Below are 13,094 nucleotides of genomic sequence, written 5' to 3' on the forward strand. Positions count from 1 at the left end.
TCACGGCCGCAGCCTTAACTAGTGATGTCATGACCACCTACTACCTTTCCGTACAGGACATGAGCAGGGCGAAGGGTCCCGACCCCGAGCTTTCCTTCGAGGGCATCGGCCCGGAAAAACTCGCCGCCGACATCGCCGAAGCGATGCGCAGCGACAGCCTCTTCCAGCGTTGGCGCGCCAAGCAGCCGGACCCTGACGAGGTCGATCCGAGTCTGGGCGTCACCGACGCCTCGGCGTCGGCCAAGGGCGAGTTGTCCAACGACCGCAACGACGTCCAGCTCACCACCTCGCTGCCGATGCGGATCGTGAAGCATCGCCTGAACCTCCTGATCGGATCGAGCTGGCAGCTACGCGACACCCGCTGACGCGTGCCGCACGGCCGGTAACGGCCGTCCGTGCAGGTGCCCGCGACCGATGGTGGTTGTCCCCGCCGCATCGCCGCGGCTAGAGTCGGTGCCTTTCACGCCAGGGGACAACCTGCTCATGCCGAAGGTCCATACGCTCGCGATCGCCATGTCGATCGCTTTCGCCGCCCATGCGTCGGCCAGCGACGCCAGCGCCGCGACGGCGGCCCCGTCCTCTGGCGCACCGGCCGCCCAGGCCAAGACTGCCAAGGCTTCCCGCATGCACACCAACCCGTTGCTCACGCGCAGCACGCTGCCGTTCCAGGCACCCCCGTTCGACAAGATCGTCGATGCGGACTTTCAGCCCGCGCTGGAAGAGGGCATGCGTCAGCAGCTCAAGGAAATCGAGGCCATCGCCAATGCGTCGGCCGAACCCACGTTCGACAACACCATCGTGGCGATGGAGAAGTCCGGCGAGTTGCTCAAGCGCACGCAGAACGTCTTCGGCGCGCTGACGGGCGCCAACACCAACGACACGCTGCAGAAGGTCGATGAAGACGAATCGCCCAAGCTGGCGGCGCATAGCGATGCGATCTACCTCAACGACAAGCTGTTCAAGCGCGTGGAGACGCTCTACCAGAAGCGCGATGCGCTGAAACTCGATCCGGAATCGGCGCGTCTGCTCGACGTGGTCTATCAGGACTTCGTGCACGCGGGCGCCAAGTTGTCGCCGGCCGACAAGCAGCGGCTCAAGGCGATCAACAAGGAAGAATCGACGCTCAGCACACGATTCTCGAACCAGCTTCTCGCGGCGACGAAGGCCGGCGCGCTGGTCGTAGACGACAAGAAGGCGCTCGATGGTCTCTCCGACGCCGAGATCGAAGCCGCGGCGCTCGCTGCCAAGGACCGCAAGCTCGACGGGAAGTATGTGATCCCGCTGCAGAACACCACGCAGCAGCCGGACCTGCAGGCCATGAACGATCGCGCCACGCGCGAGAAGCTGTTCAAGGCGTCGTGGGAGCGTGCCGAGCACGGCGATGCCAACGATACGCGCGAGATCATCACGCGCATCGCGCTGCTGCGCGCCGAGCGCGCGAAGCTGCTCGGCTTCCCGAACTACGCCGCGTGGAAACTCGACGACCAGATGGCGAAGACGCCGGAGGCCGCCGAGGCCTTCATGGAGCGCCTCGCACCCGCGGCCGTGGCTCGCGCCACCGCCGAATCGAAAGACATCCAGCAGGTGATCGACCAGGAGAAGGGCGGTTTCCAGGTGCAGGCCTGGGACTGGGATCACTACGCCGAGAAGGTGCGCAAGGCGAAGTACGACCTCGACGAGGCGCAGATCCGCCCTTATTTCGAACTCGACAACGTGCTTCAGAACGGCGTGTTCTACGCCGCGAACCAGCTTTACGGCATCACGTTCAAGGAGCGCAAGGATATCCCGGTGTGGCAGACGGACATGCGCGTGTTCGAGGTGTTCGACAAGGACGGCACCTCCATGGCGTTGTTCTATTGCGACTACTTCAAGCGCGACAACAAGAACGGCGGCGCATGGATGAGCAACCTGGTGGACCAGTCCACGTTGCTCGGCACGAAGCCGGTCGTCTACAACGTCACCAATTTCACCAAGCCCGCGGCGGGCCAGCCGGCGCTGCTGTCGTTCGATGACGTAACGACGATGTTCCACGAGTTCGGCCACGCCCTGCACGGCATGTTCGCCGCATCGCGCTACCCCACGCTGTCGGGAACGAACACGGCACGCGACTTCGTCGAGTTCCCCTCGCAGTTCAACGAACAGTGGGCGACCGATCCGAAGGTCTTTGCCAACTATGCCAAGCACTACCAGACCGGTGCGCCGATGCCGGCCGCCCTGGTGGAGAAGATCAAGAAGGCGAAGAGCTTCAATCAGGGCTACGCGATGAGTGAGCTGATTTCCGCCGCCCTGCTCGACATGCGCTGGCACATGCTGCCGCCGAATTCGCCCAAGCCCGATGTGGATACGTTCGAAGCCAATGCGTTGAAGCAGGCGGGCTTCACGTTACCGCAGGTGCCGCCGCGCTATCGTTCCAGCTACTTCGCGCACATCTGGGGCAGCGGTTACGCCGCGGGTTACTACGCGTATCTGTGGACGCAGATGCTCGACTCCGACGCGTTCGAGTGGTTCCAGGAGCACGGCGGGCTCACGCGCGAGAACGGCCAGATCTTCCGCGACAAGATCCTCTCTCGCGGCAACACCGAAGAGCTGGGCAAGCTCTACCGCGACTTCCGCGGCAAGGATCCGAGCATCGAACCGATGCTGAAAGATCGCGGCTTGAAGTGATACAGGACGAGGGGCGGCCGCATGGCCGCCCCTCCTGGTATGGCGGTTGGAGGTCGATGCAGTTGATCCGCATCTTGCCACCGCCATTTGCTTTCCTTGGCTAATAGAGTGCTTCCTCTTGATGCGTCTCCAAGGTGACATCGGAGGTGGGGTACGCAATGCATGTCAATACATATCCTTTCTTTATTTGCTCATCGTCGAGGAATGATTGGTCGCTCTGATCGACCGTGCCGCTGATCAGTTTTGCGGCGCAAGTAGAGCAAGTGCCCGCTCTGCATGTATAGGGCAACGCTATGCCGGCTTCTTCGGCTGCGTCCAAGATGTATGTATCTGGGTCCGCTTCTATTTTCGCCTCTTTCCCTTCCGGCATTTTCAGTGTCACTTTGTATGTCGCCATGTCTTTTGCTCCCGTCCTTGATAGCTGCGGTTCTTCAGCGGGGTGCCCGTGAAGTCATCGATAGGCCCGCTCACGGATCGAGCTGAATTCGGCTGATCCGCATGTTGCCTCCACGCCAGACGATGCCCTGCACTTCCTCCAGCGGCGGTGCGCAGTAATCGATCGTGTGGCGCAGGAGGCTGCCGTCGTGGGCGCGCGCCACGCGCGGCTTGTGCACGGTCAGTGCCTGCACTTCCGTCAACGTCGTATGCCGCAGCAGGCCGACGTGCACGTCCACGGCGCGACTTTCCAATTCGATGTGAAAGGTCACGTGCCGGTACGCGTGACGAAACAGGATCTGGCAGGCGTTGCGCAGTCGCAGATTGCCTTCGCTGACGGCGGTTAACGCAAAGCCGTCCTCCGCCTCCACGATGACGAGCGCCTCGTCGCCCGTGACGACGAGCAGTTCGCCCAGATCGTGCGTCTGGTTCGCCGCAAGCGTGTGATAGGAGACGTGCTCGAAACGTTCGAGATGCGGCTTCACGGCAGGCGCGCCTTTGCCTTCAGGCAACAGGGCCAGCGCACGTTGTGCTTCGTTCGGCGGCTGGCGCGGGTGGTGCCGCCCTGCTGCTGATATCGGAAAGGGCGGCAGGTGTGCCGCGCCCTGCGTGGGAGCCGTCATGTGAAACCCTCCATGGCATGGACCGGCATCCTGCCGGCAATGAACGTGCTCAAGCTAAGCAGCGACGCGACTGCACTCGCAATAGGCCGGACGACGTAGGCGGTTCGGTTGCGTCATGCGCGGCGCGCGACGCCTATTCGAACGGCGTGTCCGGACGACCGACACTGGGATTGCACTCTGCCGCCCAGGTATCCGCGTAGCCCACGTAAGGCCGGTCGGGCTCAAGGTTCCAGGTGGGCTTCTGCGGAAAGTTGATCAGGTGACAATCGAGCTGGTTGATCATGCCGCGCGTGTTTCGCCAATTGAGATTGCCGCTGAATTTCTCGATGACTTCCATATCCAGGCTGTCCCGCTTGGTGAGGTCCTCGCTGACCCTTCGCCCACAGGGCGTGGGCGTGACCTCCAGCACCGGTCCGTATTCGTCGATATGCCATTTGCCGGAGACGACGAAGCCTTCGCCGGTCTGCGCGTCGCACGGTGCCGCTCGACCAAGCCGCGTGCTGTGCCGTGCATCGTCCACGATGCGCACGGGGTGGGGACGAAGCGTGTGTGCGATCCACACGACGAGACCGGCCAGCAACAAGAGGACGATACCCGCGACAGCGATGCCTGATGCTTTCATGACGTTCCATCCTTGAGGTCATGGTGACGTGGCGCTTCCAGCGCACGTGACGAGCATAGCGACTTGCGCGTCGTTGGCGGCGGTGCAAAAAAAAGCCCCTTCCCATCGCGGGGAAGGGGCTTTCGTTCCGGCGTGCCGGAAACGCTTTGCGATTACTCGCCGATCGTGAGCAGCGATGCGTTGCCGCCCGCCGCCGTCGTGTTGATCGTGAGGGTGCGCTCGCCCGCGAAGCGGAGCAGGTAGTGCGGACCGCCCGCCTTCGGGCCGGTGCCCGACAGGCCTTCACCGCCGAACGGTTGCACGCCCACCACAGCGCCGATCTGGTTGCGGTTGACGTAACAGTTACCCACGCGTGCGCGGCTCTGGATGAACTCGATGGTGTCGTCGATGCGGCTGTGGATGCCCAGCGTCAGGCCGAAGCCGGTGCCATTGATCTGATCGACCACCTTCTCCAGCTCCGAGCCCTTCCAGCGGATCACGTGCAGCACCGGGCCGAAGATTTCGCGGGTGAGCGTCTGCAGCGACGGGATCTCGTAGGCGCGCGGCGCGAAGAAGGTGCCGTTGGCCGTCGATTCCGGCAGCGTGACCTCGGCGATCTTCTTCGCCTCGCGATCCATGCGCGCCGCATGGTCCACGAGGATCTTGCGTGCATCCTCGTCGATCACGGGGCCGACGTCCGTGGAGAGCAGGCCCGGATCGCCGACCTTCAGTTCGGCCATGGCGCCGGCAAGCATGTCGATCACCTTGTCGGCGATGTCTTCCTGCACGAACAGCACGCGCGCGGCCGAGCAACGCTGACCGGCCGACTGGAATGCCGACGAAATCACATCCTTGACGATCTGTTCCGGCAGCGCGGACGAGTCGGCGATCATGGCGTTCTGACCGCCGGTTTCGGCGACCAGCGCTGCGATCGGTGCGTTGCGGGCAGCAAGCGCGCGGTTGATCGCCCAAGCCGTTTCCGTCGAACCGGTGAAAGCCACGCCGGCCACGCGCGGGTCGCGGGTCAGCGCGGCGCCCACGGTGCCGCCATCGCCCGGCAGGAACTGCAGCACATCGGTGGGGATGCCCGCCGCATGCAGCAGCTTCACCGCCAGGTAGCCGATGAGCGAGGTCTGCTCGGCCGGCTTCGCGATCACGGCATTGCCCGCCGCGAGTGCGGCGGCGACCTGGCCGAGGAAGATGGCGAGCGGGAAGTTCCACGGGCTGATGCAGACGAATACGCCGCGGCCGTTGAGGAACAGCTGATTGCTTTCGCCGGTGGGGCCGGGCAACTGCTCGGGCTGGCCGAACAGGCGACGCGCCATCGTGGCGTAGTAGCGCAGGAAGTCCGCGGCCTCGCGGATCTCGGCGATGGCATCCGGCAGGCTCTTGCCCGCTTCGCGCACGCACAGCGCGATGAACTCGGCGCGGTTGTGTTCGAGCTGCTCGGCAGCGTGCTCGAGGATGGCCGCACGGCTCGCCGCCGGCAGGCGATCCCAGCCCGGCTGCGCCTTCACGGCAGCGGCAAGGGCGTGATCGACGAGCGCGGCGTCGGCATTCTCGACGGTGCCGATGATGCGGCGACGGTCGGACGGATCGGTGACCTCGACCTTGGCGCCGGACGTGGCATGGCCCGCGACGAGCGGTGCGGCATTCCAGGGGCCGCTGTGGCGGTTGATGGCGTCGGCGAGTTCGTTGAGCTCGTTGTCGTTAGCGAAGTTCATGCCCATGGAGTTCTTCCGAAGTTCACCGTAGAGATTGACCGGCAGGGGAATGCGCGGGTGGGGAATGGAGGCGAAGCCGCGCACGATCTCGCACGGATCGGCGACCAGCTCGCGCACCGGCACGCTCTCGTCCACCACGCGGTTGACGAAGCTCGTGTTGGCGCCGTTCTCCAGCAGGCGACGGACGAGATACGGCAGCAGGTCCTCGTGGCTGCCCACCGGCGCGTAGACGCGGCAGGGCACGTTGAGCTTGTCCTTGCCGATCACCTCGGCGTAGAGATCGGCGCCCATGCCGTGCAGGCGCTGGTTCTCGTACGGCCGACCCTTCGCGATGTGATGAATGGCTGCGATGGTATGCGCGTTGTGCGTGGCGAACTGCGGGTAGATGAGGTCGCTGCCTGCGGCGAACAGGCGCTGGGCGCAGGCGAGGTAGCTGACGTCGGTATTCGGTTTGCGCGTGTAGACGGGGTAGCCCGACAGGCCGTTCTCCTGCGCGCGCTTCACTTCCGCGTCCCAGTAGGCGCCCTTCACCAGGCGCACGAACCAGCGGCGGCCGGTGGCACGCGCCTTCTCGGTCACCCAGTCGATGACGAACGGTGCGCGCTTCTGGTACGCCTGGATGACGATGCCCAGGCCGTTCCAGCCTTCGAGCGACGGGTGTTCGAAGACGTCGCCGATGATGTCGAGCGACAGCTCCAGGCGATCGGCTTCCTCGGCGTCCACCGAAAGCGCGATACCGTTCTTGTAGGCGAGCTGGGAGAGTTCGAGAAGCTTCGCGCCAAGTTCCACACGGGCACGGGCACGGTTCGCCACTTCGTAGCGCGGGTGCAGGGCGGAGAGCTTCACCGAGATCGACGGCGCCTCCAGATTGTTCGGGAAGGGGCCGCGCGCGCCCAGGGCGTTGATGGCGTCGCGGTAGTCCTGCTGGTAGCGCTCCGCGGTGGCCTGGGTGAGCGCCGACTCGCCGAGCATGTCGTACGAGTAGCGATAGACCGCATGCTCCTTCTCGGCGGAACGGTCGAGCGCTTCCTTGATGGTGCGGCCCATGACGAACTGGTGACCCATGATCCGCATGGCCTGGCGCACGGCGAGACGAACCACCGGCTCGCCGGCACGGCCCACGAGGCGACGCAACGCGGAGGTGAAGTCGTGGCGGGTTTCCTCGGCCAGATTCACCAGGTGGCCGGTGAGCATCAGGCCCCAGGTGGAGGCGTTGACGAACAACGACTCGCTCTGGCCCAGGTGCTTCTTCCAGTCCGCCTCGCCGAGCTTGTCGCGGATGAGCTTGTCGGCGGTGGCCTTGTCCGGAATGCGCAGCAGCGCCTCGGCCACGCACATCAACAGCACGCCTTCCTCGGACGAGAGGTCGTACTGGCGCATGAACGACTCGACGGCGCTCTGGTCCTTGGCGCGCGCGCGGACGCGGGTAACCAGACCGGCGGCCACGTCGATCACGTGCTCGCGCTCGGTCGGGGGCAGGGTGGCCTGGACCAGGAGGTCGTTGACGGCCTCGGTTTCGTCGCGCAGCCAGGCGGCCGTGATGCGCGCACGCGCCGGCTCGACGCCGGTCGGGAGTTCGGGACGGAGGATGGTCGGGTTCACTTGGGTGTGTGGGCACGGGGGAGACCGCCCATTGTAAGGGTGCGGCGCCCTTCGTGTGTTGTTGCGATGCGGTGTGGCCCGCGCGGGGCCTGGGTGCGACAACGCGCCGTCTTCCAACCTTGCTGCTTGCTGACTAGCGCCCTATCATCCCAACGTTCCAGGCACGCCAGGCTCCCATGATCGTGCTTCGACCGACCGCCGCGGGTCAGCCGCGCGTGTTGTGGCTTCGGCCCAACCGTGCGTTGGACAAGCGCGGTCTGCGTCGGCTGATCATCGGGCTTGCGGCGATGGCCTTGGCGACGGCGTCATGGGGTGCGTGGCAGGGCAATGTATTCGCCCCGGTCTTCGCCCTTCTGGAGGCCTTCGTCGTGGGATTCGCGCTTGGCGCGGCCTGGCGGGCTGGCGGCAGGGGTGAACGTATCGCGATTGGCCCGGATACGCTTGAGGTTCGTGCCGTACCGGGTCGCCGGACGGTCCGCTTCCAGACGTATTGGGTACGGATCGGACTGGCGCAGGGGAACGGGCGGCAGCGTCTGTTGCTTACGTCGCACGGAAACGAGCTCGAAATCGGTGCCTTCCTTGGGGAAGAGGAAAGGACCGAGGTGTCAAGGAAACTCATGGTGCTGCTGTCCGAAGTCTCAGGCCAGACGCGCAGGTAGGTTCAACAAAGGTGCAAGACATGACATCTGGCGGCATCGGACGATCGGTATCGGCGTGGGCGGCAGGCGCCCTCGCGCTGTTCGGAGGGGCGGCGTGGGCCAACCCCGAACCGAACCAGTTGAACATGACCAAGGGCGCGGCGGAGTGGTCGCCCTATGCGATGCACATGGTCGCCCTGTGGGTCTGCGTGGTCATCGGCGTGATCGTCTTCGGCGCGATGTTCGTGGCCATGTTCCGCTTCCGCAAGTCGCGCGGCGCCGTCGCCGAGAAGTGGTCGCACAGCACCAAGCTCGAAGTGATCTGGACCGTGATCCCGGTCATCATCCTGATCTTCCTGGCCCATCTGGCCACAGGTGGCCTCACCAGCTTCGCCGACACCACGAACTCCGAGATGACCATCAAGGTCACCGGCTACCAGTGGAAGTGGCGCTACGACTACGTCGACTACAAGGGCAAGGGCGTCGATCGGGTCGGCTTCATGTCGAAGCTGGAAGAAACCTCCGACCGCACCCGCCAGCTCGGCTCCAACCTCGATCCGGCGAAGATCCAGGTCGATGGCTATCAGACCTATCTGCTCGACGTCGACAAGCCGCTCGTCGTGCCCACCGATACCAAGATCCGCTTCGTGATCGTCGGCGGCGACGTCATCCACTCCTGGTGGGTGCCGGCGCTGGGCTGGAAGATGGACGCGATTCCGGGTATCGCCAACTCGGCCTGGACCAAGATCAAGGAGCCGGGCGTGTACCGCGGCCAGTGCGCCGAACTCTGTGGGCAGGACCACGGCTTCATGCCGATCGTGGTCAAGGCCGTGCCCAAGGCCGAATTCGAACAATGGCTGGCGACGCAGGAAGACGAGGCCAAGGTTCAGAAGGCCGCGCAGACTGCCCAGACCGCTCCCGCCCCGGCCCCCCAGGGTTAACCCGATTCAAGCTTAGGTAGAGGTGCAAGGCCATGGCGCACGCAGCCACCCACGACCACCACGATCACCACGGAGCCCCCAAGGGTTTCTTCCAGCGATGGGTGATGTCCACGAACCACAAGGACATCGGCACGCTGTACCTGATCTTCTCGCTGACGATGTTCTTCATCGGCGGCGCCTTCGCGATGGTCATCCGCGCGGAGTTGTTCAAGCCGGGCTTGCAGCTCGTGCAGCCGTATTTCTTCAATGAAATGACGACGATGCACGCGCTGGTAATGATCTTCGGCGCGATCATGCCCTCCTTCGTGGGCCTCGCGAACTGGATGATCCCGCTCATGGTCGGCGCGCCGGACATGGCACTGCCGCGCATGAACAACCTGTCGTTCTGGATCATGCCGTTCGCGTTCATCCTGCTGCTCTCGACGCTGTTCATGCCGGGCGGCGGTCCTGCCGGCGGTTGGACGATGTACCCGCCGCTGTCGCTGCAGGGCGAATCGATCGCGTACACGATCTTCGCGGTGCATTTGATGGGTATCAGCTCGATCATGGGCGCGATCAACATCATCGCCACGATCCTGAACATGCGCGCGCCTGGCATGGACCTGCTGAAGATGCCGGTGTTCGTGTGGAGCTGGCTGATTACCGCGTTCCTGCTGATCGCGGTGATGCCGGTGCTGGCCGGTGCGGTCACCATGCTGCTGACCGACAAGTATTTCCACACCAATTTCTTCAATGCCGCGGGCGGCGGCGACCCGGTGCTGTTCCAGCACATCTTCTGGTTCTTCGGGCATCCCGAGGTCTACATCATGATCCTGCCGGCGTTCGGGATCATCTCGGAGATCATCCCCACCTTCGCCCGCAAGCCGATCTTCGGCTACCGCGCGATGGTGTTCGCCATCGCCTCCATCGCGTTCCTCTCGTTCATCGTCTGGGCCCACCACATGTTCGCCGTGGGCCTGCCGATGGGCGCCGAGATCTTCTTCATGTACGCGACGATGCTGATCGCGGTGCCGACCGGCGTGAAGGTGTTCAACTGGGTGTCCACGATGTGGGGCGGCTCGATGACCTTCGAGACCCCGATGCTGTTCTCGATCGCCTTCGTGATCCTGTTCACCATCGGCGGCTTCTCGGGCCTGATGCTCGCCCTCGCACCGGCCGACTTCCAGTATCACGACACGTACTTCGTGGTGGCGCACTTCCACTACGTGCTGGTGACCGGTGCCGCGTTCTCGATCATGGCCGCCGCGTACTACTGGTTGCCGAAGTGGTCGGGCAACATGTACAGCGAGACCTGGGGCAAGATCCATTTCTGGTCGAGCGTGATCTCGGTGAACGTGCTGTTCTTCCCGCAGCATTTCCTCGGTCTTGCCGGCATGCCGCGCCGCATCCCCGACTACAACGTGGCCTTCGCCAACTTCAACATGATCAGCTCGATCGGTGGCTTCTGGTTCGGCGCCTCGCAGCTGATCTTCCTCGGCGTGATCATCCACTGCGTGTTCTTCTCGAAGAAGAAGGCCGCCGATCGCTCGTGGGAAGGGGCCAAGGGTCTGGAATGGACCGTGCCGTCCCCGGCGCCGTTCCATACCTTCGACGTGCCGCCGGTCATTCATGACGACGAGCTCGCCCACGGCAACACGGAACACTGATCGATGCAGCAGATCACCGACGCCGGAACCGAGGCGCGCCGCAAGCGCGCCCGCCGCACCGCCTACATCCTGGGCGGTTTCGCGGTCGCGGTGTTCCTGCTGTCGATCGTGCAGATGTTGAAGGTCTGACCGGCCAAACAAGAAATCCACGGGAAACCACCATGGGTCACCAGCAACAAGACGTCTACTTCGTACCGAGCAAGAGCTACTGGCCCATCGTGGCGGCGGTCTCCATGTTCGTCACCGTGTTCGGTGCCGCGCACTGGCTGAACGCGCAACCGGGTCAGGGTGGCTTCGGCAAGCCGCTGTTCTGGGTCGGCATCGCCATGATCCTGGGCATGTTCTTCGGCTGGTTCCGCTCGGTGATCAACGAGTCGCTGGCGGGCAACTACAACGGCCAGGTGGACCGCTCGTTCCGCATGGGCATGATGTGGTTCATCTTCTCCGAGGTCATGTTCTTCGGCGCGTTCTTCGGCGCGTTGTTCTACGCACGTCTGTTCGCGGTGCCCTGGCTCGGTGGCGAAGGCCACGGCGTGCTGACCCACCAGTTCATCTGGCAGGGGTATGAAGCGGCATGGGGTGCCAGCGGTGGTGGCGGTCCCGAGAAGATCGGCGGCTCGTTCCAGACCATCCCGGCGTGGGGCCTCCCGCTGCTCAATACCCTGATCCTGCTGTCGTCCGGCGTCACCATCACCATCGCGCATCACGCGCTCAAGGCCGGCAACCGCAAGACGCTGCTGATCGGCCTTGGTGCCACGGTGCTGCTGGGCTGCCTGTTCCTGTGGTTCCAGGCGCACGAGTACGCGGAAGCGTACGAGCACTTCAACCTCACCCTCGGCAGCGGCGTGTACGGCGCCACGTTCTTCATGCTGACCGGCTTCCACGGCATGCACGTGACGCTCGGCACGATCATGCTCGCGATCATCTGGGTGCGCTGCGCGAAGGGCCACTTCTCCAAGGACGATCACTTCGGCTTCGAAGCGGTCGCGTGGTACTGGCACTTCGTCGACGTGGTCTGGCTGGCGCTGTTCCTGTTCGTCTACGTGCTCTGATCGAAGGGCGGCCTTAGGCCCTCGTCCTTAGATGCAAGTGCTTCTTTGAAGAGCTCGCCGCAAGGCGGGCTCTTCTGCTTGTTGAGGCACGCGGCGCGCATTTGTACCTGTCCAGCTACCGGAGCTACCGTTAGCTGTACGGTGAGGCAAGAGCCTTCGGTGTCCCCCTCGCTGCTCAGACAGGTCCTCCGCGTTCGAAAAGGAAGGCCGCTGGCGCGGCCCATGTATCGATGGGCCTTCGGCCGCTCTCTTGTGCGGAAACTCGCATCGAGGGGGACACCAAAGACTCCCACCAAGACAGAGGTCGTGTGTCGGGAGGCGGCACACCCGCCGACCGTCGCGCTACGAGACGTTACCGTCGACTTGCGAAACCAGAGCTACTCAGCGACGCCGCGCGAACGATCATCGACATCACGCACAGCGCCGATCAAACACACCTCACCGTCCCCTCTCGAAGCGGCACAAGCGCCGATGCGAGGCCGAAGGCGAGTCACGCCGACGCTAAGCAAACAGCGGGAAAGACGCCGCTACGTCCCCGCTATCGTCCGCGGCTATGACCGATCGCCCGGAATAAATACCATCCGAGTAGCCCGGCGATCAGACCAGTCGATTCGGCGATTACGAAAAAGCGAAGCATTCGATTCGGTGTCAGCGTATCTCCATTCACCGCGGCGGAAATGCAGTGAAATGCGAACATCAAGGTTCCGAACCACGCAATGCCGACGCGCCAGGTATACATCCAAAACGACTGTGTCACGGAAAGCCATCCGCTCAGCTTTGCGGCGCGCCGCCCAATCACCGGTTCGCTGCTCGCAGTTCGATGCCGCAATTTACCGCCGCACCGAGCATCCCGAGGCTGCCTCCAAATACCGCGCCTGCGAGCCCACCGATCGGCCCCCCGCTAAACAGTCCAGGAAGCCCCATGCCCATGGCGCCGATGCCTGCGCCGGCCACTAAATTTGCCGTCGAGCAGGCACCAGGAATCATGATGCGCCCACCGGAAATATGGGCGAGTTCGATAGAGCTTAGTTCACGCATTTTGACTTTCCTTTTCATCTTAGGGTGGAATGTTTGCCTCGCGGAAAGCCTATGTGGGGCTTGATCGCGATGCCCAGTTTGCATTGACAATTTCAGCACCTGCTGAGCTGTTCGCATCCATTTCGCGTAG

General features: G+C 63.8%; 12 protein-coding genes. 7 read left to right on the plus strand and 5 right to left on the minus strand.

Translation table 11 applies throughout. The features are described from left to right. The first annotated feature begins 29 nt into the window (after positions 1 to 29). Both BT115_RS09740 and dcp read left to right on the plus strand, forming a co-directional pair. Positions 30 to 365, plus strand: coding sequence for a hypothetical protein (locus BT115_RS09740; RefSeq protein ID WP_072322428.1), 336 nt, complete (start codon positions 30 to 32; stop codon positions 363 to 365). A gap of 118 nt (positions 366 to 483) precedes the next feature. Then, positions 484 to 2,664 carry a peptidyl-dipeptidase Dcp gene (gene dcp / locus BT115_RS09745; protein WP_072322429.1) on the plus strand — a complete coding sequence of 727 codons (2,181 nt, stop codon included), beginning with the start codon at positions 484 to 486 and terminating at the stop codon, positions 2,662 to 2,664. A 100-nt stretch (positions 2,665 to 2,764) separates the two neighbouring features. Here the strand turns inward: dcp and BT115_RS09750 are convergent, their stop codons facing one another. From BT115_RS09750 to putA, 4 genes are all read right to left on the minus strand, one after another. After that, the gene (locus tag BT115_RS09750; protein ID WP_072322430.1) at positions 2,765 to 3,061 is read right to left on the minus strand and encodes a 2Fe-2S iron-sulfur cluster-binding protein; all 297 of its coding nucleotides are present in this window, start codon (positions 3,059 to 3,061) and stop codon (positions 2,765 to 2,767) included. A 70-nt stretch (positions 3,062 to 3,131) separates the two neighbouring features. Next, positions 3,132 to 3,722 (minus strand): hypothetical protein, encoded by a 591-nt coding sequence (locus tag BT115_RS09755; RefSeq protein ID WP_072322431.1) that lies wholly within the window; start codon positions 3,720 to 3,722, stop codon positions 3,132 to 3,134. A gap of 133 nt (positions 3,723 to 3,855) precedes the next feature. Then, positions 3,856 to 4,344 (minus strand): DUF2599 domain-containing protein, encoded by a 489-nt coding sequence (locus BT115_RS09760; protein WP_072322432.1) that lies wholly within the window; start codon positions 4,342 to 4,344, stop codon positions 3,856 to 3,858. Between the two features lie 152 nt (positions 4,345 to 4,496). Further along, complete coding sequence (gene putA / locus BT115_RS09765) at positions 4,497 to 7,649, minus strand: bifunctional proline dehydrogenase/L-glutamate gamma-semialdehyde dehydrogenase PutA (protein ID WP_072322433.1); 3,153 nt, start codon at positions 7,647 to 7,649, stop codon at positions 4,497 to 4,499. Positions 7,650 to 7,825: 176 nt separating this feature from the next. Here putA and BT115_RS09770 point away from each other — a divergent pair, with 176 nt between their 5' ends. From BT115_RS09770 to BT115_RS09785, 5 genes are read left to right on the plus strand one after another with little or no spacing between them, the layout of a single operon-like run. After that, positions 7,826 to 8,308: a DUF2244 domain-containing protein gene (locus BT115_RS09770; RefSeq protein WP_177257398.1), complete on the plus strand. Its 483-nt coding sequence runs from the start codon at positions 7,826 to 7,828 to the stop codon at positions 8,306 to 8,308. A 20-nt stretch (positions 8,309 to 8,328) separates the two neighbouring features. Next, positions 8,329 to 9,228, plus strand: a complete 900-nt coding sequence (coxB, locus tag BT115_RS09775; RefSeq protein ID WP_072322434.1) for a cytochrome c oxidase subunit II — start codon at positions 8,329 to 8,331, stop codon at positions 9,226 to 9,228. Positions 9,229 to 9,260: 32 nt separating this feature from the next. Further along, complete coding sequence (ctaD, locus tag BT115_RS09780; protein WP_072322435.1) at positions 9,261 to 10,874, plus strand: cytochrome c oxidase subunit I; 1,614 nt, start codon at positions 9,261 to 9,263, stop codon at positions 10,872 to 10,874. 3 nt (positions 10,875 to 10,877) lie between these two features. Further along, on the plus strand, positions 10,878 to 11,003 hold the full coding sequence (locus tag BT115_RS18925) for a hypothetical protein (RefSeq protein ID WP_255369400.1): 126 nt from the start codon (positions 10,878 to 10,880) through the stop codon (positions 11,001 to 11,003). 32 nt (positions 11,004 to 11,035) lie between these two features. Then, on the plus strand, positions 11,036 to 11,926 hold the full coding sequence (locus tag BT115_RS09785; protein WP_072322436.1) for a cytochrome c oxidase subunit 3: 891 nt from the start codon (positions 11,036 to 11,038) through the stop codon (positions 11,924 to 11,926). Between the two features lie 795 nt (positions 11,927 to 12,721). Here BT115_RS09785 and BT115_RS09790 read toward each other — a convergent pair. Then, entirely contained in the window at positions 12,722 to 12,964 is a 243-nt protein-coding gene (locus BT115_RS09790; RefSeq protein ID WP_072322437.1) for a hypothetical protein, read from the minus strand. Positions 12,965 to 13,094: the final 130 nt, after the last annotated feature.

The organism is Luteibacter sp. UNCMF366Tsu5.1, assembly GCF_900119235.1.
GTDB classification, from domain to species: Bacteria; Pseudomonadota; Gammaproteobacteria; order Xanthomonadales; family Rhodanobacteraceae; genus Luteibacter; species Luteibacter flocculans.

Coding starts and splice junctions, on each gene's coding strand:
- BT115_RS09755 (WP_072322431.1), bottom strand. CDS start 3,722: ATGACGGCTCCCACGCAGGGCGCGGCACACCTGCCGCCCTTTCCGATA.
- BT115_RS09740 (WP_072322428.1), top strand. CDS start 30: ATGACCACCTACTACCTTTCCGTACAGGACATGAGCAGGGCGAAGGGT.
- BT115_RS09750 (WP_072322430.1), bottom strand. CDS start 3,061: ATGGCGACATACAAAGTGACACTGAAAATGCCGGAAGGGAAAGAGGCG.
- ctaD (WP_072322435.1), top strand. CDS start 9,261: ATGGCGCACGCAGCCACCCACGACCACCACGATCACCACGGAGCCCCC.
- dcp (WP_072322429.1), top strand. CDS start 484: ATGCCGAAGGTCCATACGCTCGCGATCGCCATGTCGATCGCTTTCGCC.
- BT115_RS09790 (WP_072322437.1), bottom strand. CDS start 12,964: ATGCGTGAACTAAGCTCTATCGAACTCGCCCATATTTCCGGTGGGCGC.
- BT115_RS18925 (WP_255369400.1), top strand. CDS start 10,878: ATGCAGCAGATCACCGACGCCGGAACCGAGGCGCGCCGCAAGCGCGCC.
- coxB (WP_072322434.1), top strand. CDS start 8,329: ATGACATCTGGCGGCATCGGACGATCGGTATCGGCGTGGGCGGCAGGC.
- BT115_RS09785 (WP_072322436.1), top strand. CDS start 11,036: ATGGGTCACCAGCAACAAGACGTCTACTTCGTACCGAGCAAGAGCTAC.
- BT115_RS09770 (WP_177257398.1), top strand. CDS start 7,826: ATGATCGTGCTTCGACCGACCGCCGCGGGTCAGCCGCGCGTGTTGTGG.
- BT115_RS09760 (WP_072322432.1), bottom strand. CDS start 4,344: ATGAAAGCATCAGGCATCGCTGTCGCGGGTATCGTCCTCTTGTTGCTG.